Source organism: Halobellus sp. (genome assembly GCF_042218505.1).
Lineage (GTDB): Archaea > Halobacteriota > Halobacteria > Halobacteriales > Haloferacaceae > Haloquadratum.
Window position 1 is genome coordinate 43,639 of the sequence record NZ_JBDGQZ010000023.1, and the last position, 26,669, is coordinate 70,307.

The 26,669-nt window shown below is 65.3% G+C and carries 26 protein-coding genes; 11 read left to right on the forward strand and 15 right to left on the reverse strand.

The genetic code is table 11. From position 1 onward, the window contains the following. Positions 1–28: 28 nt before the first annotated feature. On the reverse strand, positions 29–1,330 hold the full coding sequence (locus tag ABEI27_RS07530) for a Tat pathway signal protein (protein ID WP_375798795.1): 1,302 nt from the start codon (positions 1,328–1,330) through the stop codon (positions 29–31). Positions 1,331–1,480: 150 nt separating this feature from the next. Between ABEI27_RS07530 and ABEI27_RS07535 the strand changes: the two genes are divergently transcribed. Beyond that, complete coding sequence (locus ABEI27_RS07535; RefSeq protein ID WP_375798796.1) at positions 1,481–2,707, forward strand: MFS transporter; 1,227 nt, start codon at positions 1,481–1,483, stop codon at positions 2,705–2,707. Between the two features lie 111 nt (positions 2,708–2,818). Here ABEI27_RS07535 and ABEI27_RS07540 read toward each other — a convergent pair whose 3' ends face one another. Further along, complete coding sequence (locus ABEI27_RS07540; protein WP_375798797.1) at positions 2,819–3,796, reverse strand: aldo/keto reductase; 978 nt, start codon at positions 3,794–3,796, stop codon at positions 2,819–2,821. Between the two features lie 153 nt (positions 3,797–3,949). On the opposite strand from ABEI27_RS07540, the gene ABEI27_RS07545 reads away from it, so the two are divergent. Next, on the forward strand, positions 3,950–5,086 hold the full coding sequence (locus tag ABEI27_RS07545) for a polymer-forming cytoskeletal protein (RefSeq protein ID WP_375798798.1): 1,137 nt from the start codon (positions 3,950–3,952) through the stop codon (positions 5,084–5,086). A 109-nt stretch (positions 5,087–5,195) separates the two neighbouring features. Beyond that, entirely contained in the window at positions 5,196–5,993 is a 798-nt protein-coding gene (locus tag ABEI27_RS07550; protein WP_375798799.1) for a creatininase family protein, read from the forward strand. A 70-nt stretch (positions 5,994–6,063) separates the two neighbouring features. On the opposite strand, the gene ABEI27_RS07555 is transcribed toward ABEI27_RS07550, so the two are convergent. Further along, the gene (locus ABEI27_RS07555) at positions 6,064–6,675 is read right to left on the reverse strand and encodes a HalX domain-containing protein (RefSeq protein ID WP_375798800.1); all 612 of its coding nucleotides are present in this window, start codon (positions 6,673–6,675) and stop codon (positions 6,064–6,066) included. A gap of 240 nt (positions 6,676–6,915) precedes the next feature. Between ABEI27_RS07555 and ABEI27_RS07560 the strand changes: the two genes are divergently transcribed. After that, on the forward strand, positions 6,916–8,442 hold the full coding sequence (locus ABEI27_RS07560) for a cryptochrome/photolyase family protein (RefSeq protein WP_375798801.1): 1,527 nt from the start codon (positions 6,916–6,918) through the stop codon (positions 8,440–8,442). Positions 8,443–8,541: 99 nt separating this feature from the next. Here the strand turns inward: ABEI27_RS07560 and ABEI27_RS07565 are convergent, their stop codons facing one another. Then, positions 8,542–8,736, reverse strand: a complete 195-nt coding sequence (locus ABEI27_RS07565; RefSeq protein WP_011571141.1) for a cold-shock protein — start codon at positions 8,734–8,736, stop codon at positions 8,542–8,544. Positions 8,737–8,798: 62 nt separating this feature from the next. Further along, the gene (locus ABEI27_RS07570) at positions 8,799–9,308 is read right to left on the reverse strand and encodes a metal-dependent hydrolase (protein WP_375798802.1); all 510 of its coding nucleotides are present in this window, start codon (positions 9,306–9,308) and stop codon (positions 8,799–8,801) included. Positions 9,309–9,401: 93 nt separating this feature from the next. On the opposite strand from ABEI27_RS07570, the gene ABEI27_RS07575 reads away from it, so the two are divergent. Beyond that, positions 9,402–9,980, forward strand: coding sequence for an MBL fold metallo-hydrolase (locus ABEI27_RS07575; protein ID WP_375798803.1), 579 nt, complete (start codon positions 9,402–9,404; stop codon positions 9,978–9,980). Between the two features lie 71 nt (positions 9,981–10,051). Here ABEI27_RS07575 and ABEI27_RS07580 read toward each other — a convergent pair whose 3' ends face one another. Beyond that, positions 10,052–10,357 (reverse strand): DUF5827 family protein, encoded by a 306-nt coding sequence (locus ABEI27_RS07580; RefSeq protein ID WP_375798804.1) that lies wholly within the window; start codon positions 10,355–10,357, stop codon positions 10,052–10,054. A gap of 114 nt (positions 10,358–10,471) precedes the next feature. Between ABEI27_RS07580 and ABEI27_RS07585 the strand changes: the two genes are divergently transcribed. From ABEI27_RS07585 to ABEI27_RS07595, 3 genes are all read left to right on the forward strand, one after another. Beyond that, positions 10,472–11,698, forward strand: coding sequence for a dihydropteroate synthase (locus tag ABEI27_RS07585; protein WP_375798805.1), 1,227 nt, complete (start codon positions 10,472–10,474; stop codon positions 11,696–11,698). A 237-nt stretch (positions 11,699–11,935) separates the two neighbouring features. Further along, the gene (locus ABEI27_RS07590; RefSeq protein WP_375798806.1) at positions 11,936–12,619 is read left to right on the forward strand and encodes a 6-hydroxymethylpterin diphosphokinase MptE-like protein; all 684 of its coding nucleotides are present in this window, start codon (positions 11,936–11,938) and stop codon (positions 12,617–12,619) included. 47 nt (positions 12,620–12,666) lie between these two features. Then, positions 12,667–14,178, forward strand: coding sequence for a cryptochrome/photolyase family protein (locus tag ABEI27_RS07595; RefSeq protein WP_375798807.1), 1,512 nt, complete (start codon positions 12,667–12,669; stop codon positions 14,176–14,178). Positions 14,179–14,220: 42 nt separating this feature from the next. On the opposite strand, the gene ABEI27_RS07600 is transcribed toward ABEI27_RS07595, so the two are convergent. Then, on the reverse strand, positions 14,221–14,619 hold the full coding sequence (locus tag ABEI27_RS07600; RefSeq protein ID WP_375798808.1) for a DUF2237 family protein: 399 nt from the start codon (positions 14,617–14,619) through the stop codon (positions 14,221–14,223). 147 nt (positions 14,620–14,766) lie between these two features. Here ABEI27_RS07600 and sod point away from each other — a divergent pair, with 147 nt between their 5' ends. The 3 genes from sod (at position 14,767) to ABEI27_RS07615 (ending at position 16,859) form a co-directional block, all read left to right on the forward strand. Beyond that, the gene (gene sod / locus ABEI27_RS07605; RefSeq protein WP_375798809.1) at positions 14,767–15,366 is read left to right on the forward strand and encodes a superoxide dismutase; all 600 of its coding nucleotides are present in this window, start codon (positions 14,767–14,769) and stop codon (positions 15,364–15,366) included. 113 nt (positions 15,367–15,479) lie between these two features. Further along, complete coding sequence (locus ABEI27_RS07610) at positions 15,480–16,259, forward strand: hypothetical protein (protein WP_375798810.1); 780 nt, start codon at positions 15,480–15,482, stop codon at positions 16,257–16,259. A gap of 93 nt (positions 16,260–16,352) precedes the next feature. Beyond that, the gene (locus tag ABEI27_RS07615) at positions 16,353–16,859 is read left to right on the forward strand and encodes a GNAT family N-acetyltransferase (RefSeq protein WP_375798819.1); all 507 of its coding nucleotides are present in this window, start codon (positions 16,353–16,355) and stop codon (positions 16,857–16,859) included. 213 nt (positions 16,860–17,072) lie between these two features. Here ABEI27_RS07615 and ABEI27_RS07620 read toward each other — a convergent pair whose 3' ends face one another. From ABEI27_RS07620 to ABEI27_RS07655, 8 genes are all read right to left on the reverse strand, one after another. Next, on the reverse strand, positions 17,073–18,188 hold the full coding sequence (locus tag ABEI27_RS07620; RefSeq protein WP_375798811.1) for a hypothetical protein: 1,116 nt from the start codon (positions 18,186–18,188) through the stop codon (positions 17,073–17,075). Between the two features lie 111 nt (positions 18,189–18,299). Further along, a complete protein-coding gene (locus ABEI27_RS07625) occupies positions 18,300–19,988 on the reverse strand; it encodes a tRNA uridine(34) 5-carboxymethylaminomethyl modification radical SAM/GNAT enzyme Elp3 (protein WP_375798812.1) in 1,689 nt (562 codons plus the stop codon). A 161-nt stretch (positions 19,989–20,149) separates the two neighbouring features. Next, a complete protein-coding gene (locus ABEI27_RS07630) occupies positions 20,150–22,354 on the reverse strand; it encodes an OB-fold nucleic acid binding domain-containing protein (RefSeq protein ID WP_375798813.1) in 2,205 nt (734 codons plus the stop codon). Between the two features lie 146 nt (positions 22,355–22,500). After that, positions 22,501–23,103 (reverse strand): YIP1 family protein, encoded by a 603-nt coding sequence (locus tag ABEI27_RS07635; RefSeq protein WP_375798814.1) that lies wholly within the window; start codon positions 23,101–23,103, stop codon positions 22,501–22,503. 12 nt (positions 23,104–23,115) lie between these two features. Continuing rightward, a complete protein-coding gene (locus ABEI27_RS07640; protein WP_375798815.1) occupies positions 23,116–23,703 on the reverse strand; it encodes a thymidine kinase in 588 nt (195 codons plus the stop codon). A 153-nt stretch (positions 23,704–23,856) separates the two neighbouring features. Beyond that, entirely contained in the window at positions 23,857–24,438 is a 582-nt protein-coding gene (locus ABEI27_RS07645; protein WP_375798816.1) for a response regulator, read from the reverse strand. A 334-nt stretch (positions 24,439–24,772) separates the two neighbouring features. Next, positions 24,773–25,387: a helix-turn-helix domain-containing protein gene (locus tag ABEI27_RS07650; RefSeq protein WP_375798817.1), complete on the reverse strand. Its 615-nt coding sequence runs from the start codon at positions 25,385–25,387 to the stop codon at positions 24,773–24,775. Positions 25,388–25,457: 70 nt separating this feature from the next. Further along, positions 25,458–25,979: a hypothetical protein gene (locus ABEI27_RS07655; RefSeq protein ID WP_375798818.1), complete on the reverse strand. Its 522-nt coding sequence runs from the start codon at positions 25,977–25,979 to the stop codon at positions 25,458–25,460. Positions 25,980–26,669 lie beyond the last annotated feature (690 nt).

A 26,669-nucleotide genomic window follows, 5' to 3' on the forward strand; every position in this document is an offset into this window, starting at 1 on the left:
CCCGTCTGCTTCGCTCGCTCCGCGCGGATCAGTCGAGTCCGGGCGTCTCACCCGCAGGCGTCGGCAGCGACCGCAGCGACCGCGGCGGGACGAGGAAGTTGCCGCGACGTTTCACGAACACGTACTCGAGAATCCCGTTGTTCGCCCGCTGCCGGATCGTCGGAATCTCGGTCAGATCGGTCCCGTTCATCGCGGTCCGGACCTCCTCGAACGTCGAGATCTCCTGTTGGAGGCTCGGGAAGTGGAGACTGGCCTCGTCGTCGTCGGTCGACTCGAAATGCCGCCTCAGGGTCCGGACTGTCCCGTCGTCCGTCCGATTGCCCCGCGCGGCTTTCTGGGCGTGTCCCACGCGGGCGTGTTCACGAGCGTGTTCGGGCAGACGCTCGATTATCTCCTCCGTGACGCCGTTACTCGCGCCGAGAGTCTCGCCGACGCCCTCGACCAGATCCTCCGCGGCGTGAGTAGGAGAGAACATCTCCGCGACGCGCTCGTCGAACGACTGCTCGCCGTACCAGTCGTCGAGCCGCATCCGGAGGTTCGAGACGTGCTTCGTCGTGGCGCCGGCGAACGGACCGCTCGACAGTGTGACATGCTCCTCGGTGGCCTGGTTCTTTCGGAACCCCGCTTTGAACCCCATAAACAGCGGCGAGTTCTCCGGGACGGGGTTCGACTCCGGGATCCCCTCCAGACCGTCCTGTCTCTCGGCCGGCATCCCGGCACCGACGAATCCCGTCCGGCGGTCTGCGACCTCGAAGGCGTCGGTCAGGGCGCTTTCGACGTCGACGCCGTTCACCGTCGACTGGCGCCCCCGAAGCGCCCCCTCGGCCGCGAGAACGACGTCCGCGCGATCTGATGCGAGATGCAGGAGCGCGTCCTGTCGGTCGAACGTGGGCGTCTCGAACGGCGAGAGCGCGCGGGGTTCGGGCAGATCGGTTGACGGCGGGAGGTCGTCGTCGAAGCGGTCGAAGTACCGCGGCGAGTACGCCAGCGAGCACAGCAGTCCTTCGTGACTCCGCTCGTAGGCGCGGTCGAGCGTCCGGAGGGCGGCCTCGACGGCACGTCGAGCGGTCGCATCCGGCGGCCCGTCGCCGGGGAGTCGGAGATAGAGCAGCGACTGGTGTCGCGGCAAGAGGCTGTTTCCGTGTTCGTCGGTCCGAATGCGGTCGTTCCACGCGTGCTGTCTCCCCGGCAGCGACGAGAGATCCTCAGGCCCCGAAGGCGCCGGTTCCGAGTATCGATCGAGGCACGCTGACAAAGCCGCCGCACCGCCCGCCGCGACGGCGGCCTTTAGCGTCGCCCGTCGCGTCCACTCGTCCGGTCCATCGGCCATAGCGGAAAGATGAGTCAGACGGCAAAGTGGGTTCTGATAGCACGGTGAACCACGTGACGTTCGAAGACGACTCCGGCGGGAACGCATCGCCCCGCCGCGTCGAACTGCTGTCGGCTCGAAAAACGACGCGAATATCTGTTCTGGGCGGCAATGCGGACTGTGACTCGTCGTGGAACCCGGATCCGGCTGGCAGTGGCCGTCTGGGGCGTCCTCATCTCCCAGGTCTTCCTGTACCCTGGCGTCGAGGACATCATCTCGGCGCTGGGCGGCGACAGGGCGATCCGGGCGGGAATGTGGTTTCTGGTGGCGGAGTTCGCGGCCTTCGTGATTTTCGCGAGCGTCTGGGGTGCCGCGAGCGACGCCCTCGGCCGCCGGACGCCGCTCGCCGCGGCCGGGGCAGTCGGCGGAGCGGTCAGTTATCTCGTGCTTGCGGCCGCTCCGGGGCTCGGACTCTCGTTCGATGCCGTGTTGATCGTCCGGCTTCTCGGTGGTGCGATGACGATCGGCGCGTTCTCGCTCGCGATCACCGCGCTCGCGGATCTCACCGGCGGTAACGGCCAGAATATGGGTGCGGCCGGGATCGCGATCGGGCTGGGCGCGGCGATCGGCTCGGTCGTGGGTGGCCGACTAGCCGATGCAGACCCAATCTACCCACTGTATGCGGCCGCAGCCACGCTCCTCGCGGTCGCAGTGCTCTTTCTGACGATCTCCGAGGATCTGCCGGGGGCAGACCGTCTCCGCGTTGATGAGGCGCTCCGCGGGCTCAGGCGCCGGCCACAACTCGGCGTTCCGTACGCGTTTGGGTTCATCGATCGAATGACCGCCGGCTTCTTTGCGCTTGTCGGCGTCTTCTACTTCCGGGACGCGTTCGGACTGAGTGCGGCGGGCGCGGGGCTCGCGCTTGCGGCCTTCTTTATTCCGTTCGCGCTGTTACAGTATCCGGCTGGCATCCTCTCCGATCGCGTCGGTCGAGCGGCCCCGGTCGTCGTCGGCTCCATCTGCTACGGACTCGGCATCGTCGGTGTCGGTATCGCGCCCACCGTTTCGCTCGCTATCGTCGGGATGGTTGCTGTCGGTGCGCTGGGCGCACTCGTCTCGCCCGCGACGATGGCGCTGGTCACTGACGTTGCGACGCCGGAGACGCGCGGGGCGGCGCTCGGCGGGTTCAACGTCTTCGGGAGTCTCGGGTTTCTGACGGGCTTCCTGCTCGGGGGCGTGACCACGGCGGCCGCGGGCTATCTGATCTCGTTCCTCGTTGTCGGCCTTTCGGAGGTAGCCATCGCGCTCCTCGCTGCTCGCGCCGTCGTTCGGATCACCGCGACCGAAAGCGAGAGGCCGAACGGTGACCGTGAGGTCGTCGCGGACGGCTCGTCGTAGCGGCGCGTCGCTCACACGTCCGGGAACTCGGTCATACTCACACTCCCGTACCGAACCGTCCTCCCATCGCCGGACACAAAAGCGCTCACGCCTCCATACCGCATCACGGTCTCACTCGTGGCCCGAGACGCGGACGGGCTCGTACGGCTCTTCTACGTATGCGATCTCTGACTGCGTGAGATCGACCGAGAGCGCCTCGACCGCGTCTTCGAGGTGTTCGATGCTCGTCGTGCCGACAATCGGGGCGTCGACGCGGTCGTCCTCGAACAGCCACGCGAGGCCGATCTGGGCCATCTTCACGCCTTTCTCCGCGGCAAGTTCTTGCACGCGCTCGTTGACCTCGCGGCCGCCACCCTCCAGGTACGGATGCCGGTGCGCGTGGTCGTCGGTCTCCCCGCGCGTCGTCGAACGGGCGTCCTCGTGGGGGCGCGCCAGCCACCCGCGAGCCAGCGGTGACCACGGGATGACGCCGACGCCCTGCTTGTCGCAGATCGGGAGCATCTCGCGTTCTTCCTCCCGATAGAGGAGATTGTAGTGGTTCTGCATCGTCGAGAACGGCGTCAGTCCCTCGCGCTCGGCGATCTGTTGGGCCTCGGCGAACTGGTGGGCCCACATCGACGACGCGCCGACGTATCTGGTCTTCTCCCGCCGGACGGCGTCGTCCAGCGCGCGCATCGTTTGCTCGATCGGGGTGTCGTCGTCCCAGCGGTGGATCTGGAGGAGGTCCAGTGCGTCCATCCCGAGTCGATCGAGCGAGTTGTCGAGTTCCCGCTCGATAGCCTTCTTCGAGAGTCCACCAGAGTTGGGGTCGTCCCCGTCCATCTGGAAGTACACCTTCGAGGCGACGACGAACTCCTCGCGATCGTACTCCGCGAGGGCGTCACCGAGAATGCGCTCTGACTCGCCCTCCGAGTACACATTCGCAGTGTCGAAGAAGTTCACGCCGAGGTCGATCGCCCGCTCGACCAGTTCCGTTCCCGCCTCCTCGTCGAGGACCCAATCGCGCCAGCCGACATCGCCGAAACTCATACAGCCGAGACAGATCTTCGAGACTGTCACGCCAGTGTTCCCGAGTGTCGCGTACTCCATAGCGGTGGCACGAACCGGGGTGGCAAAAAGTTCAGCGCGCCGGCAGCCGACCGGGAAGCCAGCGTCGGCAGCCGAATACTAATAGGATGGATGATAAGTTTTTACTCACGTTCCCCTGTAGCGTCGTCTGAGAGGTCCCCTCTCGTGTGACCAATGTCAAACCTCCATCCATACCTCACGGTCCTCCTTGCGGCGCTCGTCGTCCTCGGCGGAGTACCGGCACTCGCAAGCGCACAGTCGGTCAGCCCGGGCGGGCCGGGCGGAGACGGATCCTTCGGCGGTGTCGTCCGCGTCGACGCCGGGGAAACGCGGCAGGGACCGCTTGAAGCGGCTGCGGGAAGCGTCATCATCGCCGGGACGGTCGAGGGTGACGTCGAGGCCGCAGCCGGTTCGGTTCTGGTGACGGACACCGGCCGTGTCACCGGCTCAGTGGACGCGGCCGCAGGCAGCGTGATCGTCGAAGGTGTCGTCGAGGGCGACGTCACTGCCGGCTCTGCGGCCTTCGAACTCCGGGAGGGCGCACGGATCGGCGGCGCGCTCGAAGCGGGGTCGGCCGACGTCCGACTCGACGGAACTGTCGACGGCGACGCGACCGTCAGCGCGGAGACGTTCGCCGTCGGACCGAACGCCTCCATCGGCGGGTCGCTCACGTACGACGCGGCGACCGCAACCATCGCGGGCGGTGCGACCGTCGCGGGCGAAGTCATCCGCGACGAGAACCTCTCGCTCGCCGGCCCCGACGTGTTCGGTTCCGGCGGCGGTGGCGGGGCGTCGCTTCCGACGATCCCCGCCTGGGTCGGCCCGCTCTACGGAGCCCTGACGAACCTCTTGCTCGGGGGCGTCCTCCTGCTCGCCGCTCCCGCTTTCAGTCGCCGCGTCGTCTCCGAGAGTACGACGCGGACGCTCCGGAGTCTCGGCATCGGTCTCCTCGCGCTGATTGCAACCCCGATCGCTCTGCTGATACTGCTCATTACGATCGTCGGCATCCCGCTCTCGCTGGCTGGATTCCTCGTCTTCGGCCTGCTGTTGTGGGTCGCCAGCGTGTACGGTGCAGTCGCACTCGGCAGTTGGATGCTGTCGCTGGCCGATTACACGAACCGGTGGGTCGCGCTGCTCGTCGGCGTCGTCGTCGTGACAGTGCTCGCTGCGATTCCGATCGTGCGCAGCCTGGTCCAGTTCGCAGTCGTGCTCCTGGGACTCGGTGCGTGCGTCGCGGCGGTTCGCGATGTCCGTGGCGACGACGGCGACAGCGACGGGGTGACGACGGCTGAACCGACAACAATCGAATAACTCCGGACTACACCGACCCTACGGTGATCTATTGGCCGCAGCCTGTGGGGTCGATCTGCCCCCTCGCCGGGTGGCATACCTTCTTGAGGCTCCACCTTTACCGCTCGGTATGTACGTCGCAGACCAGCCGTGGCCCGAGCTCGGAGATTACGTCGCCGAGGAATCGGTCGCGGTCGTTCCTCTGGGCTCGACCGAACAACACGGCCCGCACCTCCCGCTTGCGACGGATCACCTCATCGCGGAGGGACTCGCCCGTGAGGCCGCCGATCGGACCGGCCACCTCTGCACGCCGACGGTGAACGTGGGCGTCAGCCCCCACCACCGCCAGTTCCACGGCACGATGTGGGTCGATCCCCCGGCGTTTCGCGACTACGTCGAGTCGTTCACGCGGAATCTCGCGTACCACGGCATCGACCGTGTCGTCTACGTCAACGCACACGGCGGCAACGTCCAACATCTGCGTGAGGTCGGCCGACGCCTGCGTGACGACGGAACGATGTACGCCATCGAGTGGATGTGGAACGAGTCGATCCCCGAACTCGTCGACGAGGTATTCGAGCACAACGGGCCTCACGGCGGGCCGAAAGAGACGGCGATGATCCAGCACCTCGCACCCGAGTTGGTCCACGAAGAACAGCTCGAGGCCGCCCGCGACGGCGGCATCGTCGACGTCGAAAACGCCGAGCACCTGAACCGACACGGCGCGCGGACGTTCTATGACGCCATCGAGAACTCCGAGAGCGGTGTCTTCGGCGATCAGACGGACGCGACGCCCGAGATCGGGGAGGAACTCTTCGAGGCCGCCGCGGCACAGCTCGTGCACCTTTTAGGGTGGCTGGACGAGCAGCGCATCGACGACCTGCTCGCGCCCGCACACATCGATCCGCAACCGGGCAGCCGTCGGTAGGCATCGCCCGATCGGGCGTGACGTGAGGTTCTTGGCTACGGACCGCGGGCGCGGCGGCAGCAAAATAGCGTTAGAACGAGGGGTCCGAATCCAGATCGTCGAAGTCCACGTCACCCTCGCCGTCGGGGAACGATGCGAACGCGTCGCGGAAATCATCGTCGCTCAGGTCCGCGAGGGTGTCGTCGAGTTCTTCGCGGATCTCCTCCATCCGGTCAGTGAGTCGCTGATACTCGTCTTCCTCATCGACTGAGACGTCCGGCGCAGACTCCAGTGCGGCCTTCTTCGAGGCGAGCCGGAAGAACTCCTGTGAGCGATCGTCGTAGTTCGCTCGGCGGAGCAGGACCTCGACGAGGCTGTGGAGGTCTTCCTGGGTGACAGGCTTGACAAGGTAGTCGTCGAACGGCATCTCGACGATGTCGGTGTCGGGTTCGACCGCAGTGATCATCGCCACCTGTGCGCCGATCCCGCGGGCGCGGATCTCCTCGAGGACCTCGTCGCCGGTCAGATCGGGCATCCGACGGTCGAGCAACGCGATGTCGACGTCGCCGTCGACCATATCCAGCGCTGTCGTGCCGTCTGTCGCCGTCTCCACATCGTACGTATCCGAGAGATAAATGGCATAGAGTTCTGCCAAGTCGGGCTCGTCTTCGACGACGAGGATTCGGGGAGTAGCGCCGTCCATATCGATCTATTGTACGTCTCGGGGCCAGCCATCTAAATTCTTGCCCTACGGTGACGTACGTGGTATCGCGTTCTACTCCGCCGAAATGAGGCCGTTCCGGCGTGAGCGTCGTCGGTCTCGGTACCTAGTGGTGGCATTCTCTCGCTACTGTCGACAGGACCGATTTCGGGGACTGAGAATTCCCCGCCCCGGAACCTAACAGCCGTGGCGGTTTTGTCGATAGCGAACGAATATTGCCTGATGACTGTTTGGCTCCTCGGCGATCAACTCCACCCTGGGACTGCGCCGCTCGAATCGGCGGATCACGTCCTGCTCATCGAGGCGCACGCCTTCGCAGAACGAAAACGCTACCACCCGCAGAAGCTCACACTAGTGTTCAGCGCGATGCGGCACTTTCGCGATTCGCTCCGCGAGCGCGGGTTTGAAGTCACGTACCTCGAAGCCGAGACGTTCGGCGCGGGCTTGGATCGGTACTTCGAGGCGAACCCCGAGGATGACCTCGTCGGGATTCAGTCTCCCAGCCACGGGGCCGACGAGCGACGCCGCCGTCTCGTCGAGGCGCGCGGAGGGACGCTCACGCTGGTCGAGAACGACCTGTTTCTGACGAGCCGGTCGTTCTTCGACGAGTGGGCCGGCGAGCGATCCGACTCGGGGGGCGAGACGGACGAGATCGGGAGCTATCGTCAAGAGGCGTGGTATCGCCACGTCCGCCGTGAGACGGGGATCCTGATGGACGGAGCCGACCCGGTCGGCGGCGAGTGGAACTACGACGACGAAAACAGGGAGACGCCACCGGCAGACTGGACGCCGCCCGCAGTGCCGCAGTTCGAGCCCGACAGCATCACCGAGGAGGTGCGGGAGTTCGTCGTCGAACGCTACGATGACCACTGGGGCGACCCGGAACCGTTCGTCTGGCCGGTCACACGCGCGGCCGCCGAGCGGGCGCTCGATCACTTCGTCTCCGAGCGGCTCTCCGAGTTCGGCGCGTACCAGGACGCAATGCGCAACGACGAGTGGGCGATGAGCCACTCGCTGCTCTCGGCCGCGTTCAATCTCGGCCTGCTTCGCGCGGAGGAGGTCATCGAGCCGGTACTCGAGGCGTACGAGTCGGGGGACGCGCCGCTAAACAGCGTCGAAGGCTTCGTTCGGCAGGTGATCGGCTGGCGGGAGTTCATGCGGCACGTCTACCGGCGCTCGATGCCCCAGCTGGCGAATGCGAACCAACTCGATCAGACGGAGTCGCTGCCGCCGCTGTACTGGAACACCGACACGGAGATGGAGTGTCTCTCCGAGGCGGTCGGTCACGTCCACCAACGAGGGTACGCCCACCACATCGAACGGCTGATGATACTGTCGAACTTCGCGCTGCTGTACGGCGTCGATCCGGCCGAACTCAACGAGTGGTTCCACCTCGGCTTCGTCGACGCCTACCACTGGGTGACTACGCCGAACGTGGTCGGGATGGGGTCGTTTGGCACCGACGTGCTCTCCTCGAAGCCCTACGCCGCCTCGGCGAACTACATCGACGGGATGAGCGATCACTGCGCGAACTGCGCGTACGCGAAGACAAAAACGACCGGTGAGAACGCCTGCCCGTTCAACGCGCTGTACTGGGACTTCCTTGACCGCAACGAGGAGACCCTCCGCGGCACGGGGCGGATGGGACTGATGTACTCACACGTCGACCGGAAGGACGATGAAGAGTGGGTCGAAATCCGCGAGCGCGCTGCGGAACTGCGCGAGCGTGCGGATGCGGGAACGCTGTGAGCGCGTCAGACGGGGCCACCGCTCAGGGCGTCAGAAATGTAAAATCGTGGTGAGAATCGACGGGGTCGCCGACTGCAGTACCGCTTCCGTGGTGCGTTCTTACAGGCGCTGGAGATTCGTCGCGCGTGGGCCTTTGTCGGCCTGCTCGATGTCGAACTCAACTTCCTGCCCTTCTTCGAGGTCCGGGCCGCCGACGTCTTCCATATGGAAGAAGACGTCCTCCTCGGAGTCCTCGCTTTCGATGAAACCGTATCCGCCTGTGTCGTTAAAGAACGCGACCGTACCTTTCGCCATTGCGTCCGGACAAACGAGAAGGTAGCAAATAAGCCTTGTGACGTTATGGGCCTGGTGGCCGATCACAGCGCGACGCCCAGATACGCGGCCGCGCCAGTCGCGAAGACGCCAGCGGCGAAAAGGCCGTAGTTGGCAATGGTGTTGTCGGCCGCCCAGAGCCCAAGCGAGTACGTCAGCCCGGAGAGCGGCCACAGAAAATTCACGCCTGCGGGCGTAAGCGCGTCGCCGAGGAGGTGTGCGACCACAGCGAGCGCACCGATTGCGAACCCGAGAACGCCGAATGAAATCCCGCTGAGGGCCGCAACACCGGTCTGTGATCCGCTCAGCGCATCCGAGAGCGCGACGCCAGCGGCGCCGAACGCTCCGCCGACCAGCGCGGCGAACGCCAGCGAATGGGTCGGTCCCCGGTGGGGAATCCCCGGGAGGTGGTGATCCACGTCGGGCAGCATCGCGAGCCAGAGCATCGCCGCCCCGGTGACGACGGCGAGATTGGTCTGCTCGAACCACAACAGCACGAAGGCGATGGGCGCAAAGACCAGCAACGAGACGCCGTAGTGACCCTTCCGGTACACACCGGTGGGGTCGGCGCGAGCGTACAAAAGCGCACGGACCCTCGCGGGCGAGAAAGAGGAAAGAGCGAAGTCAGGCACGTGAGTAGTAGACCTGTGATTCACAATCTCGCACGTAGCGTCCGCGCGTTCACCTCCAACGTCTTTCTCGTGACGGGTGAGACGACGGCGCTGGTCGACGCCGGATCGAACTTCGACGTCGTCAGCCGGATCGACCAACACGCCGACGGCGTCGATCGGGTCTACCTCACGCATACGCATCCGGACCACGTCGAAAACCTCCAGTCGATTCGAGCGGCCTTCGACGTGGAGACCTGGGGGTTCGATCCGACGAACGAATACGTCGACAACGCCATCGGGGACGGCGACCGAGTGCCGATCGGCGACGACGAGTACGAAGCGCTGCATACGCCCGGACACAAGCCTGACCACCTCTGTCTGTACGCACCGGCGTCTGGCGTCTGTTTCGCCGGTGATCTGGTCTTCGAGAACGGCGGCTTCGGCCGAACCGACCTGGAAGGCGGCGACCGCGAGACGATCATCGAGAGCATCGACGCGCTGTCCGAGGCTGTCGAGACCAAACTAACGGCGCTGCACGTCGGGCACGGGCCGAGCATCGTCGAGGACCCGCTCGCCGACGTCGAACTGGCTCGACAGGCGGCTAGAATGGGGTGAAGCGCCGGGCGTCTCCGACGCTTTCGGTGACGCACCGCGGAGCGTGGCGGCCTGAACTCACCGACAGATGACTACTGGTCAGCGTCCTCAGGAATCTCTTCGGGCGGATGCTGGTCGTGAACGAGTCCGAAGTATCCCGGTTCGTCACCAATGGGGTCGTTGATCACCAGATCGTCGGTGTGCGCCATCAGCCAGGGCACTGTCCACCGGATGAGTTGCGCCTCGGTGTCGGGGTCGAGTTCGACCGATGGGTCGAGGCCCTGGAGCAGGCGCGCAATCTCGGGGACCGTATACATCATCTCGGGGTCGAGGAGGTCCTCGGGTTCGTAGAGTTGGTACGGGTAGAGCGTCTCGAAGTCGGATTTGGGTCTGGGCATACGCGGCGCTTGTCGTCGCACGGGTAAAATGCGCCGGGTCGATCCGTCACCGAAGTGACCGGTTCTCACCGACGCTGCCAGTCAGTATATGTGTCCGCCGCCCAACCTACGAGTATGCGAACTGTCGACGCTGCTGGGCTGCCGATTGGTGACGAACACCCGCCGCGGATAATGGGCGTACTGAACGTCTCGAAGGAGTCGCCGTACGATCCGAGCGTCTTCGACGACCCCGTTGAGGCCGCGGCGTACGTCGATGAAGCACTCATCGAACAGGGCGCAGACATCGTCGACGTCGGCCTCGAATCCGCGAACAAGCGCTTCGAGGTCCTCTCTGCGGAGGGGGAGCTCGAACGGCTCGATACCGCCGTCGAGACGCTCGAGAGCGTCTCCGGGGACGCCGTCTTCTCGATTGAAACGCGGTATCACGAGGTCGCCGAAGCGGCGCTCGACCGCGGCTTCGATATGGTCAACGACATCTGTGGGTTCGCGGACCCGGAGATGCCGCGAGTCTGTTCGGAGCGTGACGTTGCAGTGTCGAAGATGGCGTCGCCGCCGGATCTGGAGCGTCCGGGTGCGATCGAGGACGTCGACGACATCTACGACGCGCTCTCGCTCAACGGTTTCACCGACAAGACGCTCGTCGATCCCGCCTTCGGCGGCTGGTCCGAGGAGAAGACGCTCGCGGACGACCGGGAGACGTTCCGGCGGCTTCGCGAGTTCCGCGGCCTCGGACATCCCATTCTAGTCTCGATAAACCGGAAGAACTTCCTCCGAGCGGTCGCCGGCCGCGACACCGAGGAGGCGCTTCCCGTGTCGCTTGCAGCCACCTCGATGGCGGTCGAACGAGGGGCACACGTGATCCGGACCCACGACGTGGCCGAGACGAGGGACGCTGCGCTGATCGGTCACGAATTTGCCCGCTCGCGCCTCCGGGAGCGCGAGACCGGCGACGTCGCGGTCGAGGAACTCGACGTGACCACGCCGCGGGAGGCCGAACGCCACCTCGCGCGCCTCGGCGTCGCCGACGATGGGCGTCTCAGTTCCGACGCTACCGTACGCGTCTTCGAACTCGGGGGACTCTCCGATGGCGACGTCGGCGCGCTGTCCACGGCCGCTGCCGACGCGGGAGCGACCGTCGTGGCGGGTAACGCCGTCGGAGCCACGGATGACGCCGCGAACGCGACGCCTCGAAGCGACGGCGGGCGGATCGATGCCGACGGCGGCCGCGCGGCGCTCCTCTTCGGCACACCGCGAGCGCTTGCGAGACTCGACCCCAGCGGAGGCCAGTTCTCTGCCGGCGTTGCGAACGCGCTCGACACGATCGTCGCACAGGTCGAATGACGCGGGACGAGTGGCGTGCCACCGTCGCCCGGCCGGTTCTCGCCGACGCCAGAAAATCTGGACGTTCGTCTCACGAACGGACACCTAACGGCCTCTGTCGCCGTGTCAGGCCCATTAGCACACGGGAAAACTTATGATGTCCCCATCGGAATCGACACACTGGAAGTCGGAAGGGCACGCGGGTAGGGGTACTTGGTGCCATTCCGACTCGCACCGTTACACTGGTGAGTGGTAACGATGCGCTTCGAGACGTGGGAGCCGATCTACGAGTCGATTCTCGCGGACTTCGGGTACCCCCGCGACGGGGACGAACACGTCCGCGACACCATCGCAGAGTACGCGACGCCCTTCGATCTGGACCGCCTCGACTGCTCGGGATCGACAGTCGCCATCGTCGGCGCCGCGCCGAGTCTGGGCGCAGCGATCGACCGGGTGGCCGACGCCGATCTCATCTTCGCGGCCTCGACCGCCGGCGACGTCGTCCGCGAGGCCGGCTACGACCTCGACCTGCTGGTGACGGACCTCGACAAGAATCCCGGGACGGCCGTGGAACTGACGCGGCAGGAGACGCCCGTCGCAGCACACGCTCACGGCGATAATCTCGACTTGGTCGAGGAGTGGACGCCACGCTGTGATCAGGCGCACGTTCTCGCGACGACGCAGGCCGAACCGATCCGTACCGTCTACAATTTCGGCGGGTTCACTGACGGCGACCGGGCGGCTTTCCTGGCGGACGAGTTCGGTGCGGCCGACCTCTGCTTCGTCGGTTGGGACTTCGACGATCCGACCGTCGACGACGCGAAAGCGCGCAAACTTCGCTGGGCCGAGCGCCTCCTCCAGTATCTGGAGCGCCGCCGCGGCGAGCGCTTCGCCGTGCTTGACGGACGGCGAGACGCCATCGATCCGCTTTGGGCGAACTGAGACGAAACCGCCGACACGTTCATGCCGCGGTGGTCCTACGTGCCGGTATGCAACTCCACTGGCACCGACGGGACCTCAGGGCGGCCGACAACCGGGCGCTCGCTGCGGCCGCCGACGCCGCGAACAACGCCCGACCCGACGAAGAGCGCACAGCCAGTACCGAGAGAGAAAGCACTGTAAGCACCGACGAAGCGGGCGCAGCCGGGTCACCAGCGGGAGACTCGGCGTCCGGCCCGGTGGTACCGGTGTTCATTTTTGACAACGCGGTTCTGGATCACGCCGGATCGCCGCGGGTCCGGTATATGCTCGACGCACTCGCGAACCTCCGAGAGTGGTACCGCGAGCGCGGCTCGGACCTCCTCGTCGCCCGCGGCGACCCCGCCAGCGTCCTGCCCGACCTCGCCGAAGAGTACGACGCCGACCGCGTCGTCTGGAACAAGGACTACTCCGGCCTCGCTCGCGAACGCGACGCCCGCGTGCGCCAGGCCTTGAACGAACAGGACGTCGCCAGAGCATCGTTCCACGACGCCATCTTCCACAAACCGGGGTCGATCACGACCAACAACGGCGACCCCTACTCGGTGTTCACATACTTCTGGAAGAAGTGGCGCGACCGACCGAAGCCTGACCCGTTCGCCGCACCGGACGAAGACCACCTCGCAGACGTCGAGGGCGGCGCACTGCCGTCGATCGAGGAGTTAGGCTTCGAACCGCCTACCGCGGACGTCCAGGCAGCCGGTACAGCGGCCGCCCGCGACCGCCTCACCGACTTCTGCGCGGACGGCATCTTCCGCTACGAGGAGGACCGGGACTACCCGACGCGGAACGCGGTCTCCCGACTCTCGACGGATCTGAAGTTCGGCACAATCGGGATCCGGGAAGTGTACGAAGCGACCGCTGCGGCGCACGAGCAAGCCGAAGACGAGACCGCACGCGAGTCGGTCGAGGAGTACCAGTCCCAACTTTCGTGGCGGGAGTTCTACACCCACGTACTCTTTTTCAACCCCGAGGTGGTATCCGAGAACTTCCGGGAGTACGAACACGGGATCGAATGGCGCGACGACCCGGCCGAGTTGGCGGCTTGGAAAGCCGGCGAGACGGGCTATCCGATCGTAGACGCGGGGATGCGACAACTGAAACAGGAGGCGTATATGCACAACCGTCTGCGGATGATCGTCGCGTCGTTCCTCACGAAAGACCTCCAGATCGACTGGCGTGAGGGGTACGACCACTTCCGGGAGTACCTCGCGGATCACGACACTGCCAACGACAACGGCGGATGGCAGTGGGCGGCCTCGACGGGTACGGACGCACAGCCGTACTTCCGCATCTTCAATCCGATGACGCAGGGCGAGCGATACGACCCCGACGCCGAGTATATCAAAACGTACGTCCCAGAACTCCGCGGCGTCGACGCCGACCTCATCCACGAGTGGCACGAACTCTCGCCGACACAGCGGGCCAACATCGAGACCGACTACCCGGAACCGATCGTGGACCACAGCGAGCGCCGGGAGGCCGCGCTGTCGATGTTCGAGGCCGCACGCGGCGACGACTGAGTGAGAAGAAGCGCAGCGCGGCTCAGCCGTTTTGCCGTTGATCTACTGCTCTTCAGCAGCGTGGGCTTCCAGCGTCGCCAGCGGGACGTCTTCGAGGACCGCCTCGCTCGTCGCGTCCAGCACCACCGGTGGTGCAACCCCCGCGTCGTGGGCCTCAATCCAGCGCGGAACGCAGAGACACCACCGATCGCCGGGGTCGAGACCGGGGAAATTGAACTCCGGTCGCGGTGTGATCAGGTCGTTTCCCTGTTGCTTGCTGAACCGGAGGAACTCCGCTGTGAGTACGGCACAGACCTCGTGCCGCCCGGGGTCCCGTCGCAGATGGCGGCAGTGCCCATCGCGCAGGTAGCCAGTCTCTGGGTCCCGACCGCACGGTTCAAGTGGGTCTCCGAACACGTTGCGATCGTCTGCGGAACTCGGTTCGTCGTCTGGTGTGGACATACGGGAGCCACGGGACAGAGCGGCAAAAACGTCCGTCCGAGATGGGAAATTGATTCTGGTTACCGTTCCCGAAGGGCGTACCTTGTTACCACTTCTCCCTCAATATTTAACAGCGTTCCGGACGTGAGTTAGGGTGGAGGTTCAATTATGAGCTACGAACTCGACCCCTTACCATACGATTACGACGCCCTCGAACCGTCCATTTCCGAACAAGTCCTCACGTGGCATCACGATACTCATCACCAGAGCTACGTGAACGGCTGGAATGCGGCCGAGGAGACGCTCGAGGAGAACCGCGAGGCGCACGACTTCTCCTCCTCTGCGGGTGCGATCCGGAATGTGACCCACAACAGCAGCGGTCACATTCTCCACGACCTCTTCTGGAACTCGATGTCGCCGGAGGGCGGCGACGAGCCGACGGGGGCTCTCGCCGACCGCATCGAAGAAGACTTCGGGTCGTACGAGGCTTGGAAGGGCGAGTTCGAAGCCGCCGCGTCAGACGCGAGCGGATGGGCTCTTCTGGTCTACGATTCCTTCTCGAACCAGCTTCGCAACGTAGTCGTCGATAACCACGACGAAGGCGCATTCTGGGGCGGCCATCCGGTTCTCGCCCTGGACGTCTGGGAGCACTCCTACTACCACGACTACGGTCCGGCCCGCGGCGACTTCGTCGACGCCTTCTTCGATGTCGTCGACTGGGAGGAGCCCAGCGCCCGCTACGAGCAGGCTGTCGAACTCTTCGAGTAAGCGACGACTTCGAACACCCCGACTTTTTTATCACCGTTGTCCCCGGAGCGATGGCTGAAATCTAGATGTGAGTCTCAGCGGGGCTTATTATCGCCCCGACGTCAAGATGAGATATGGCCCTCCGACTCGGTCAAGCGTTCGGTAATGGTATCAGACGGGTTCTCTCCCGAAGTGGCGGCATCCTGTTTGTCGTCTTCCTCCTCATCCAGTTCTCGATTCAGGCGACGGTCAACACGGCCGTGCTCGGCGTTATGCCCGCTGGTATGGCCGCTCGGGCCGGCCAGATGCTCGGGCTGACGCTTCCGGTCTCCGGGAGCGTCGCGGGCATCCTCTTTTTCGCTACGATGGTGCTCAGTTCGGCGTTCTTCGTCGTGCTCGCCCGAGCACTTGCGCGTCCGCTAGACGAACTCTCGACGTTTCCGTCGGACCTCTACAGCCGCCGGATGGGTCGAGCAACGGTGTCGACGATTGGCGGCGGCCTCATCGTCGGGGTCGCGGTGTCAGTCGGTCTGGCGCTCCTCATCCTTCCGGGGATCTACCTCGGCGCGGCGCTGCTCTTCTTCCTCTTCGAGGTCGGCGTCGAAGACGAGCGCGCGTTCGCCGCGATCAAGCGCAGTTGGAGCCAAACCAAGGGCAGCCGACTGAAACTGTCAGTGATCGTCCTCTTTTCGGGTATCGTCGGCGCACTCGTCGGAACCGTCGGGACCGTCTTCGACCTCGTCGGCTCGGTCGTCCTCGGCGAAATCGTCGTCAACGTGCTCAACACCACGCTGTTCATCCTTCTGTACGGGATTATGGCTGACGCGTACGTGCAACTCAGCAGCGACGACAGCGGCGGTCTGGGCGGCACCAGCGACAGCAGTCCCGTTGACGGCGGGGTCGCGACCGAATAGTCCCGACTCGATTCTGTCCCGGGGACCGAAACGCTCAGCGTCGCTCAGTTCATCAGGTCGGCTGTGACCCCGACAGACGACTCTGGGGACGGCCTGGGTGGCTCGCGCTCGTCCGACGACGACCCGAACGGCGTATTTGTCGTCGAGACAGACGCACAGCGGCGGGACGCGTTCGCCGTTCGCCGGACGGTGTTCGTCGACGAACAGGGCGTCGACGAGGCCATCGAGTACGACGACTACGACGACCCCGGCACGGTGGCGACCCACTTCGTCGCGTACGACGACGGCGAGCCCGCGGGTGCGGCCAGACTCCGCCCGGCCGGGAGCGACCCCGACGACGACGGCAGCGAGTCCGACACGGCGAAGGCCGAGCGCGTCGCTGTCGCTGCCGACCGGCGCGGTGAAGGCTGGGGCCGACGGATTATGCGTGCCGTCGAGGATCACGCACGAGCCGAGGGGTTCGACCGACTCGCGCTGCACGCCCAGACCCGCGTTCGGGCGTTTTACGATAAACTCGGTTACGAGGCGTACGGTGAGGAGTTCGAGGAGGCCGGCATCCCGCACATCGCGATGGAGACGATGCTGACGAGCGACACGTAGCGGTTCGGTCGCCGACGTGGGGCCGAAGGGTTATATACGGAGTCGCGGCCAGCCCCCGTGTGCGTCACCCCACGCCCCTGCTGCATTGCGGTTGCTCGACACGGCGGCACGGGGCGCGACCCAGCCCGAACCGTGTCGACTGTTCGCCCCTTGTGATGCGACTATGTCGCTCTGGGTGGCACCCTCAGCAGCCGACCAGGGCCTCGACGCTGCTCAGACTCGCTCGAACGCGACGACCTCGATGGCCGGAAGGGTCTCGCCGACGATCACCGACGACGTTCCGAGGACGTCGCCCCAGACGGTGACCGTCGATCCGTCCAGCAACCGAAACCCGAGACTGCCGTCGAAGAAGCGCCCGGCCGGCCAGCGTCCGACGAGATCGCCGCGCCACGCGCCGCCCTCTTCGACCCGGATGACGACGAACCGTTTCGAGCGACGTTCAGTGGTCTCGGCGACTTCACCGCTGTATCGAACCGTCGTCCCGACGAAGGCGGCCGGATCCGACCGCAGTGACTCGAACGAGAGCGCTGTCGTGTCCGCGGGCGGCGTCCCCTGCGCCGATCCGTTCGGGACGCTCGGGATGCTCCCGTTGGCGGGTGTCTCGGGAGCCTCAGTGGGTTCAGGCGTGCTCTCGGAGATCGGCGCCTCGAGGTCGGGTACCCGTGCCCCGAGCCACGCGATGCGTCGGTCGATGTCGCTCCGGAGCCCGGGCGATCGGCGGAGTTCCTCTGAGAGCCGCTCCACGGCGAGGTACGTCAGGAAACTCGCGACGACGTACTTGCTCCCGCGCTTGATCGCAGCACGGCGTCCGAGCCGGTCCTCGTCGTCGCCGTCTGCCGAGGAGTCGTCGTCCGTGGCTGTCTCTTCAGCCGTCTCGTCGATCGGATCGCCCAACCAGTCCCGTGCCACGTCATCCCCCGCGTCGGCAGCCCTCTCTACGAAGTCGTAGACGGACGACTCGACACCCGCCTCGCGGACTCTCGCCGCCAGCGACGACGCGTCGAGTTCGACGATCTCGGGTCGATGTGCGTCGCCTGCGAGCCGTGCGTCGCCGATGACCAATAGATACGGCTCGACGTCCGCGCGGTCGCACTGCTGAGCGTACGCCCGCGTCTGGTGTGCCGCGATTCGTCCGCCGGCGGTGACCCAGACACGAACCTCACGAGCGGTGCCGTCGGGCGTTTCGCCTGCCGCTTCGACGTGAACGTCGGGGCCACTGAACCGGACCCGAGCGTCGTACCCTCTGGCCTCCCAGACCCGCTCGACGATAGCCGCCGCCTCGGTCTCAGTCCGAGCGCTGATCACCTCACTGAGCGGCGGTTTGCTCATCGGTCTACCGGCGGCGACGCAGTACGTCGGGGAATCTCTTTCGGAGTCGGTGATCCGAAGACTGTCGGTCCGTCGACCACCCGGCGAGGTTTGCGCCGGCTCCTGGATCGCTCACCGGATGGACTTCGAGACGTACGGCCCGTCCTGGTGATACCCGAGTTTGTCCCGGTAGTACTCCCGCGCCCCGATGCCGGAGATGATTGCGAGTTCGTCGTAGCCGGCGTCAGCCGCACGTTCCTCCGCGCGCCTGATCAGCCGGCGGCCGTAGCCCTTGTGCTGCCACTCGCCCTCGCCGCTACCGATGCCCGCCTCACTGCCGTAGACGTGGAGTTCGCGGACGATCGCGGCGTCGTCGAGTTCGCGCCGGATCGGATCGTTCGGGAACCGGAGCCGACAGAACCCCACGAGGAGGTCCGCCACTGGATCCTCGAAAGTGAGAAAGTGTTCGGTGCCGCCGGCGACGTCGTAGACCGTTTCGGTCAGTTCCACCCGCGCTGGGTCGGGATCCTCTTCGTTCATCCCCGCCTCGCGGGCCCGGATATCGCGGACGGCGATCCCCCGCTCGTCGGCGCGTTGCTGGGCCAACTGTCGAAGGTTCGACTTCCAGACGCCGGCGTCGATGAAGTCTGCGGGGATGTCGCGCTGGACGCGCTGAAGCCGCGTGTACTCGGGGATCATCCCCATCACCTCTGCGACGATCTCGGCCGCCTCCTCGTTGTCGAGCGGCTCGAACTCGTCACGTCGCCACTGGTCGTAGACCCGCGTCCCGCGGACGACGAGCGTCGGGTAGATCTTGAGGTAGTCGGGGCGGTAGGCCTCGCGCTCGAAGAGTTGCCGGAAGTCTTCGAGAATCATCTCCTTGGTCATCCCCGGTTGGCCCGGCATCATATGGAAGCCGACTTTGAACCCGGCGTCGCGGAGCCGGCGGTTCGCGTCGATCGACGCCTGCACGCCGTGACCGCGGTGCATCTCTCTGTTGATACGCTCGTACGTCGTCTGCACGCCGACTTCGACCTTGGTCGCCCCCAGATCGAGCATCCGGTCGATCTGCTCGGGGTCGCACCAGTCGGGTTTGGTCTCGAACGTCGTCCCGATGTTTCGGATGTCGGCCGTTTCGTTCTCGGCGATCACGTCCTCGAGGTAGCGGAACTCGACGTCCTCGGGATCGGGTTTGAACGACTCGCCCTCCGCTGGGTCCGGCCGGGCGTCGAGGTCGTAGTCGTTGAGCGCCTCGATGGCGCGCTTGACGAACCACTCCTGATAGTCGTGGCTCCGCGCGGTCATCGTCCCGCCCATCAGGATGAGTTCCACCTTGTCGACGGGATGGCCGATGTGTCGCAGCTGTTCGAGCCGGAGCGTCACCTGCCCGTAGGGGTCGTAATCGTTCTGCTCCCCGCGAGCGGCCGCGGGTTCGTGACCGGTGTACGACTGGGAGGAGTCAAACTCCGAGGCCGGCCCGCCGGGACAGTAGAGGCACTTCCCGTGCGGGCACATATGCGGCGACGTCATAATAGCCACCGGCGAGACGCCCGAAGCGGTCCGGACGGGCTTTCGCTGGACGACCTCTTTCACCTCGTCGCGGCGACCCGGCGGCGCGTGCTGGAGAATCTCGGCGTTCTTCGGGACCTTCGGCGACGAGTGCGTCGAACAGGCGTCGAGTTTCGCCGATTCCAGGTCGTCGCGGCCGACGTCGCCGTCGAGGATCCGCTCGACGAGATCCGCACAGGTGCGGTGGAACGCCGCGCTCTCGGTGGAATCAGACTCTTCGGCGTCGGGGTCGGAATCGCGGTCCGTGCTCACGCGAGCATCACCGCCGGTGGGGGCGACGAGCGACGATTCATTACGCGCTTTTCGACCTGTTTCGGGGTTAAGCGTGTCGCTCTCGGGGGACAGTGAGAAATATCGGGACAATCGCTCTCAGGAGTCGAACGGGATCCGGAGCGTGGTCGCGTTCGGGGACGTCAGATCTGCGCGACGACGGCGTCGACGACAGCATCGACGACGGTCTCACGCGCTCCAGAGAGGAACTCGATGCGGTTCTGGCGGACGCCAACCGCAGTGACGCCGCCCTCGGGGACCGCCTCGCTGGCTGCACCGGCGACCGCTCGAACGTCGATGTCGGCGTCGGTGCGAACGAACAGTTCGTCGGTGGCGTAGACGACCGTCACGGCCGAATCGTCGCGCCGCGAGAGCGTGTCCGCGAGCAGCGACGTCGGCGGGAAGTCGAAACGGTGACTGTAGGAGTCCGCATCGAGCACGGCGACGTCGACGTCGTCTACCGTTCGGGCCTCGACGTTCGCCTTGGCGGTGGCGACCTCGTCGTCGAGTTTCTTCCGGAACTGCTGGGAGACGTGACCGGCGAGTCCGCCACCGTCCTCGAACAGCAGGTCCGTGATGAGTTCGCGCTTGTCCTGGTACGACTGGTAGTAGGCTTCGAGCGCGATGGCTTCGCGGAGTTCACGCGTCCGGCGCTCGTCGTAGCCGACGCCGCCGGCGATGTCGCGGTACGCCTCGGGGGTATCCTCCCAGTAACTCACCGCTGGCAGGTGTGAAAGGTCGTCCGTGACGTCAGCGTTGACTGCGGCCGCGAGGTTCGCGCCCAGCGCACCGGTCGAGAGGTCGGCCGCACCGGTGTCGGTGAGGCTCGGTGAGACGAGAACGCTCGCCTCTTCGACTACTTCAGTGTCGACCGCGTCCGCGTCGACGACGACACGGGAGGCGTCGTAAACGCCGAGCAGACCGAGTCCGTCGAGGGAGTCGGTCGTGCCGCCGACGCCGACGAGAACCACGAGCGGGAGTTTCTCGTCGTGGCGCTCGTTGTCCTGCAGCATCCGCGTCACGTCGTTCGTCGCGGCGTCCATTCCGTAGACCGGGTCGTCGAGCGGTCGCCGGGTGAAAAAGTGATACTCCGCGTCGGCGCGCGAGTGCTCGTCGCGAATCAGCGGGAGCACCGCGCGCTCGATCGCCGCGCCGGCGACGTAGCCGTCGGCGGTAGCGGCGTGTCTGACGACGATCGGACGGGACTGCAACACGGCCGCGCGGATCGCTTCGGCGGCGTCGGTGATCTGTTCAGTGACCGCCGCGACCGCGTCGTGGTCGGCCAGCGGTTCGACCGTCTCGGGTCGGGCCTTCGCCGAGAGCGCGTCGACGAGGCGCTGCTCGACCGCGTCGGCCGCCTCGTCGACGAGTTCGGTCAGTTCCTCGGTCTCGATCTGGAGTTCGCCGCGGCGGAGTTCGACTTCACCGTCGAGGCGGACGACGTCGCCCTCCCCGATTTCGGGGTACGCCCGCACGCCGGCTTCGACGAACGCGGCGCAGTCGACGACGGCGGTTTCGTCGCGAACCTCGAAGATGGTCGGGCCCCCGGTCTGGCGCGCGCCGACGACTTCGCCCTCGATACGGACTCTGTCGCCGGTGCGGTCACCGAGCGACTCGACGGTGACGCGCTCAGGCTCCGCTGCGGGTCCCTCGGTGCGCTCCGCAGTCTCCTCGGCTTCGGTGCCCTCGTCAGCGTCTTCGGCCGCAGCGCGCTCGGGAGTCCCTTCGGCTTCGTGACTTTCGGCCGACTGCTCGACGCCGGCGCTCTCATCCGAGGTAGTGGCTTCGACGACGTCCGGTTCCGCTGAGACCGTCTCGGCCGGTTCGACGGTTTCGGCTTCGGACTCCCTGGTCTCGTCGTGCTCGGCCTCTACTCTCTTCTGCTCGGCCGTGGCGTCGGCGCTGAGCTCGTCGCCGGACTCGGTCCCGTTCGTCGCCCGCGACTCCGTCGAGATGCCCTTCGGCGTCTTCCTTACTGGCTCAGGACCGCCGTCGTCCGCCTCGATTCGCTCTCCGTCCTCGTCGCCGTCGGGGTCGTGGACGTGGGCCCCGCGGAACTCCGACTCCGACTGGCGAATCGACCAGCCGAGGTCGATGTTGCCGTTACTCCGAACGTTCTTCACTTGTACGAAGACCGTGTCGCCGGACTCCCAGTCCAGACTCTCGAGACGGCGGTCGAGTTCGCTGCGGTGCAACAGGCCGGTGACGCCCGGGGCGAGATCGACGAACACGCCGAAATCGGCGAACCCATCCACCGTTCCCTTGTAGAACCGTCCCGGTGTGAGCTGCTCGGGCGAACTGCCCCTGAAATCGAACCAAACGTCCTCGTCGTGCGTAATCCAATCCATTACCAGCATCAAATGTGCCACGACTAAAACGACTGTCGAATCACGGCCGTTAGACGCGGCCGTCCAGCACGTCAGAAGAAGTGCCCCTGAACCGCGTAACCGCCCGACTGTTGTCGAACAAGCGTCGCCCTGTCGGTCTTCGCCGTTCAGATCAGCCCGGCCGCGCGGAGAAGCGCCTCGCCGGCCGGGATGCCGCCGAACGCCGTGCCAAAAAGCAACACGGCAGGGACTGCGCCCGCCAGCAGCGCGCGGACCGTAGTCGTCTCGTGAACTTCCCGGAGCCCGATCACCAGCAGTGCCGCCGCGTAGAGAACGCACACGAACCGAATCGCCGGGACGTCAACGCCGGCGGCGACGCACGGCGCGGCCGCGTACCCGATCACCTGAACCGTCTCGCTCACGCCGGCTCTATCGTCGACGACCAGGATGAGCAGCACAGTCTGCAGTGCGGCCGTCAGGTGGAGCGTCGCGGGCGCGATCACCAGCGCCACGGCCGTTATGACGATGGCAGCCGAGACGCTCGCGCCCCCCGCGAGGCTCGGAATCCGCTCGGGCACGAACGAGAACAGCCCGACCGTGTACGCCACGGCGACAGTGACAGCGAACACCAGTCCGGGTGCCTGATCGCCGGGGGCAACCCCGTTCGCGAAGAACTGCTTCGGTCGGACAAGCACCTCGATCCAGGCGCGTGCGATCCCCCGCGGTCCTCTGTCCCGCCCGCCTTCCGGATCCGCTACCCAGGTCGTCACAGTATCTCTCAGTTAGTCACGCCGGAGGCTATGACAGTTCCGGCAGCGAGCCTCGTAGGACTCCTCGGCACCGACGACGATCGTCGGGTCCTCTACGTGTGCGGGCTGCCCGTCCACGAGCCGTTGATTCCGCGTCGCCGGCTCGCCACACTGCGCACAGATCGCCTGGAGTTTGTCGACGTACTCGGCGACGGCCATCAGTTGTGGCAACGGCTCGAACGGTTCGCCGCGGTACGTCTGATCGATGCCGGAGATCAGCACGCGTCGGCCCTCGTCGGCGAGTCGCTGACAGACGTCGAGAAGTTCCGCGTCGAAGAAGTTCGCCTCGTCGACTGCGACGACGTCCTCGCCGTTGAGCGTCTCGCGGATCTCCCAGACGCCTTCGCCCTCGCCCGGAACGACGGTGGCGTCCCACTGCCGGCCGACGTGTGAGCCAACGGTCGCGTCGCCGTAGCGGTCGTCGACAGCCGGTTTGAACGCGGCGATCTCCTGGCCTGCGATCTCCGCCCGCCTGAGTCGTCGCAGGATCTCCTCTGTCTTCCCCGAGAACATCGACCCGGTAACGACTTCGATCCACCCGCTGTTCGTGATCGCGTGCATACCTCTCGGAAGCGCTATCGAACGGCAAAACGATTGCTGATTCGCTCGCTCACTGCGGACCTCCTCGGCGCGCTCACGCGACTGCAGTGTGATGGAGTCGGCTACGTGAAGATCCCCTGCGGGGCGCATCAGACTCGCAGCGGTTCGGGATCGCTACTCTCCCGGGTCGTCGGGGAGGTCCTGCGTCGCCGCCGCGAGCGTCTCCTCGTCGGCCAGTTCTGCGATCCCGTCTGTCTGCTCGGTCAGTTCGGAGAGGCGTTCGAGGAGCGCGCTGTACTCCTCGCTGGCTTCGAGTTTCGATGGGTTCGCCCCGCTTTCGACCGCTGCCCGCATCTGCGCCAGACGGAACTGCTCTCTGAGGGCGTTGCCGCACCGGCTGACCTCGACCAGCCGATCGACCGCCTCGACGAGATCGGCCTTAGTGACCGGCTTCGTCAGGTACATCTCGAAATCCAGATCGAGCGCGTCGAGTTGCGGATCGACCGCGGTCACGAGCGCGACCTGCCCGTCGTATCCGCGCTCCCGGAGTCGCCGGAGCACCTCATCGCCCCTCAGATCGGGCATCCGCCGATCCAGGAGAACGACTTCGAACGAGTCGTCGACCGCCGCGAGCGCCTCCTCGCCGTCGGTCGCTGTCTCGACATCGTAATCCTCCTTCAAATAAATCGCGTACGCCCTTGCAACGTTTGGCTCGTCGTCGACGGCGAGCACTCGGGGGCGTCTATCGTCACTCATCGGGACCTACGAGAGTCATCGCCGGTTCGATTCTGAGCGTCGGATCGGCGACTCAGTCGAGCGTTCGTCACCATCCACCCCAAGCGCGCCCTGCCGTCAGCGGACGTGCCCCCGTGGCGTTCACTGCACGTGATACCATTCGTCCATAGGATTCATACCGCCCCTGCAAGAAAGTTCGCGTCCCCCACCCGGACCCCAACCGGCTTCGATCCGGGGCTCTGCTGTCGGATATATCGTCGTCTCGTCCGGCTACTCGGTCGTGCGCGCGGCAACATAGCAATGAACCGGAAGCGACTCCCCGCGCGCCGCGACGAGATACGGTTCCTCCCACGCCTCACGACGAGATCTCTTTCATCGACGATTCGATGAGGTTCTTCATCCCACGATAGATCCGGCCACTGGCCGCTGTCGTGGAGATGTCGAGAGCGTCGGCGATCTCTTCGAGCGTCGTCCCACGAGGCTTCTCGAAGTATCCGTTGTTGTAGGCGTATATCAGCGCAGTCCGCTGTTTGTCGGTGATAGTGGTGTCGTCCTGTCCGTTACTCTCGGAGATCTGATACATCTTGTGGATGTCGAAGTCGAACGACTGGTCGTTGGCGTACTCCCAGACGGACTGCAACGACTCCCGATCGGGCAGCTGCCAGCGTTCTATCCACCCGCCTTCGTACTGATACGCGTCGAGTGCAAACCCGTTCTGCTCGGTCACGACTGACCCCAGCAGCAGCGTCTCCGGAGTAAACCTGATGCTGTAGACGGGCCAATCTTCGTAACTCGACACGCGCTGTGACTCCTCAACGGTGTGGTCGGCGGAGAGTTCGCGTTCGAGAGCCTCGGTCTGCTCGGTTTCCACGACGAAAAACGAGTTGTCACTCACCGGATCCGTGCTCACCTCCTGCAGCACACGGATGTTCGTGTCCGGAAACGACGAAATGACGTTTGCCAACGCCATATCTGGGTGTGAAAAATACACCTTCGCGATGATCGGCATACGTTCGATAGTGTCGTATGCTTTCGACGCATCAAATATATGGATTTGGGTGGGGGCACGAGTGGTGCGACCGCGTGCTCGTCGTGCCCCATTCTGCTTCGTTACGACGCCGCTGAACGTGGTGCTCTGTGGTTCGAAGGAGATTCTCGACGGGGATGAGGCCACCGAGGGCCGTGAAAATGAACAGGAGACCGATGACCCCCGGCCTCGCCATCGGTTCGTCCGGGAGTCTGAGGATCAGGCCGACGATACTCGCCGTCAAACTGAACACGACGGTGGCCTCGAGCGCGCGAATCGCCGTGCACGCTCGCTCTGCCGAGAGTCGATCGAGGACCGACCGTTCGTCGCGGATCATCCGGAACCCTGTCACCAGGGTTTCTGCGATAATCACGACCGCCAGAAGGCTCCCGACGAACGGAACGACGAGTAGGGCCGTGAGTTGCTGCGCCGGGATGATCCGCCAGTACCCGAGGACACCGAACCTCAATGGCACGACGGTGACGACGAACTTGCTGATCTGGATCGGACTCGTCGCGAGAACGGTACAAGCCACTTCGTTCGAGGCTGACTGTGGGTTTATATTGTCTGAGGTCCCCACCGCTCGTCAGCCGTGCGGCAACAGCGTTTGCTGCCCACCCGCCGAGACGGCCAAATCCAAGCCCGAATACGGGCGCGACGACGAGTACGAACCCGAGTGTGAAGACGACGATGTGGACCTGAGACAGCGTCCACGTCGTAACTGCCCCGCTCGTGAGGAGACCGGTGACCGCCGCGATGACGCCGCCGAGAAATCTGGTGCGGAGTCCGGCGGCGCTCGGGTTTGTTGAACGAACTGCGGCGGTCGCACCGGTGACGAACGCGCCACGTATCGGCACCCCGCTGTCGACGGTCGCCGTCGAGTTCGGCAGCCAATTCAGTGCGGCGACGGCGGGGAGCGAGGCGAGAGCATCGAAAAGTGTGGCACCCCAGACGGGTGACCCCCTGGGTGCCGGGAGGGCTCGTGGCACTGTCAGGACCGACGTTGTTTGAGAATTATGATGTATTTTTGAAAGGTCAAACTCGCAGTTGCCTATTCGATGCGGTGTGGTTTCTCAAATCCGGATTTTACTCATCAGATGAACTATACACTACTGCCGTGAACGATGAGCGTAGTGTGATACTCGACCGTGATTCGCTCCCGTCCAGAGACAGCGGAGTTGATACTGCACCGTCCCCTGAGCGTAGTTCAGTTCCCCGAGGAGCG

Coding starts and splice junctions, on each gene's coding strand:
- ABEI27_RS07530 (WP_375798795.1), bottom strand. CDS start 1,330: ATGGCCGATGGACCGGACGAGTGGACGCGACGGGCGACGCTAAAGGCC.
- ABEI27_RS07535 (WP_375798796.1), top strand. CDS start 1,481: ATGCGGACTGTGACTCGTCGTGGAACCCGGATCCGGCTGGCAGTGGCC.
- ABEI27_RS07540 (WP_375798797.1), bottom strand. CDS start 3,796: ATGGAGTACGCGACACTCGGGAACACTGGCGTGACAGTCTCGAAGATC.
- ABEI27_RS07545 (WP_375798798.1), top strand. CDS start 3,950: ATGTCAAACCTCCATCCATACCTCACGGTCCTCCTTGCGGCGCTCGTC.
- ABEI27_RS07550 (WP_375798799.1), top strand. CDS start 5,196: ATGTACGTCGCAGACCAGCCGTGGCCCGAGCTCGGAGATTACGTCGCC.
- ABEI27_RS07555 (WP_375798800.1), bottom strand. CDS start 6,675: ATGGACGGCGCTACTCCCCGAATCCTCGTCGTCGAAGACGAGCCCGAC.
- ABEI27_RS07560 (WP_375798801.1), top strand. CDS start 6,916: ATGACTGTTTGGCTCCTCGGCGATCAACTCCACCCTGGGACTGCGCCG.
- ABEI27_RS07565 (WP_011571141.1), bottom strand. CDS start 8,736: ATGGCGAAAGGTACGGTCGCGTTCTTTAACGACACAGGCGGATACGGT.
- ABEI27_RS07580 (WP_375798804.1), bottom strand. CDS start 10,357: ATGCCCAGACCCAAATCCGACTTCGAGACGCTCTACCCGTACCAACTC.
- ABEI27_RS07585 (WP_375798805.1), top strand. CDS start 10,472: ATGCGAACTGTCGACGCTGCTGGGCTGCCGATTGGTGACGAACACCCG.
- ABEI27_RS07590 (WP_375798806.1), top strand. CDS start 11,936: ATGCGCTTCGAGACGTGGGAGCCGATCTACGAGTCGATTCTCGCGGAC.
- ABEI27_RS07595 (WP_375798807.1), top strand. CDS start 12,667: ATGCAACTCCACTGGCACCGACGGGACCTCAGGGCGGCCGACAACCGG.
- ABEI27_RS07600 (WP_375798808.1), bottom strand. CDS start 14,619: ATGTCCACACCAGACGACGAACCGAGTTCCGCAGACGATCGCAACGTG.
- sod (WP_375798809.1), top strand. CDS start 14,767: ATGAGCTACGAACTCGACCCCTTACCATACGATTACGACGCCCTCGAA.
- ABEI27_RS07610 (WP_375798810.1), top strand. CDS start 15,480: ATGGCCCTCCGACTCGGTCAAGCGTTCGGTAATGGTATCAGACGGGTT.
- ABEI27_RS07620 (WP_375798811.1), bottom strand. CDS start 18,188: ATGAGCAAACCGCCGCTCAGTGAGGTGATCAGCGCTCGGACTGAGACC.
- ABEI27_RS07630 (WP_375798813.1), bottom strand. CDS start 22,354: ATGGATTGGATTACGCACGACGAGGACGTTTGGTTCGATTTCAGGGGC.
- ABEI27_RS07640 (WP_375798815.1), bottom strand. CDS start 23,703: ATGCACGCGATCACGAACAGCGGGTGGATCGAAGTCGTTACCGGGTCG.
- ABEI27_RS07645 (WP_375798816.1), bottom strand. CDS start 24,438: ATGAGTGACGATAGACGCCCCCGAGTGCTCGCCGTCGACGACGAGCCA.
- ABEI27_RS07650 (WP_375798817.1), bottom strand. CDS start 25,387: ATGGCGTTGGCAAACGTCATTTCGTCGTTTCCGGACACGAACATCCGT.